The sequence below is a fragment of the Halorubrum sp. AJ67 genome, assembly GCF_000513435.1.
This window is the reverse complement of sequence record NZ_CBVY010000002.1, coordinates 102,607-103,419: the sequence shown is the minus strand read 5'-3', so window position 1 is coordinate 103,419 and position 813 is coordinate 102,607. Positions and strand designations below refer to the sequence as shown.

The 813-nt window shown below is 71.2% G+C and carries 1 protein-coding gene; it reads left to right on the top strand.

Annotated elements, in window-relative coordinates; genetic code table 11:
- A partial coding sequence (locus BN903_RS02550) for an AI-2E family transporter (protein ID WP_154018032.1) occupies positions 1 to 650 on the top strand: 650 nt, incomplete at its 5' end.
- Between the last annotated feature and the right edge of the window lie 163 nt (positions 651 to 813).

The following is an 813-nucleotide window of genomic DNA, read 5'->3' as shown; positions in this document are numbered from 1 at the left end:
CGGGGGTCGCGATCGCGGTCGCGGCCGCCGCGCCGGTGCTCGTCTTGGAGCTCGTCGTCTTCACGTTCCTCGTCTACGGCATCCTCTATCGCCCGGGAGCGGTCGCCACGGCCGTCTTCGGCGTCGTCCCGGACGAGTACCACGACGTCCCGACCCGGCTCCACGAACGGACGCGGGAGACGCTGTACTCGATCTACGTCCTTCAGGCCGCGACGGCGGCCGGGACCTTCGTCCTCGCGCTCGGCGTGTTTCGGATCCTCGGCTACGGCTCTCCGGTCCTGTTGGCGGTCATCGCCGGCGTCCTCCAGTTCGTCCCCGTCGTGGGTCCGAGCGTGCTCGTCGTCGGGTTGGCCGCGGGCGACCTCGTGGTCGGCGAGACCGCGCGGGCGGTCGCCGTGTTGGTACTGGGGCTCGTCGTCGTCTCCTTCGTCCCCGACGCGGTGATCCGGACGCAGCTCGCCGGCCGGACCGGCCGGATCTCGCCGGGGTTGTACTTTGTCGGATTCGTCGGCGGGGTCCTCACGCTCGGCGCGGTCGGACTCATCGTCGGCCCGCTCGTCGTGTCGCTGCTGCTCGAAGTGATCGACATGCTCTCCGAACACGACGCGCCGGGGTCATCGATCGAAGAACGGGCGGACTCGCCCGACTGACGGCCCCCGGGACGGTTCCCCTTCGGCCGCCACCGCCGGTACCGCTTTCCCTTCGCCGGTCGTTCGTTCGGTATCCGATGTCCTCGACCGGACCCCCCAACCGCGGTCGGCGACGCCCCGACCCTCACGGCGCGACGGCTCGACGTCCTCGGCGACCGCGTGG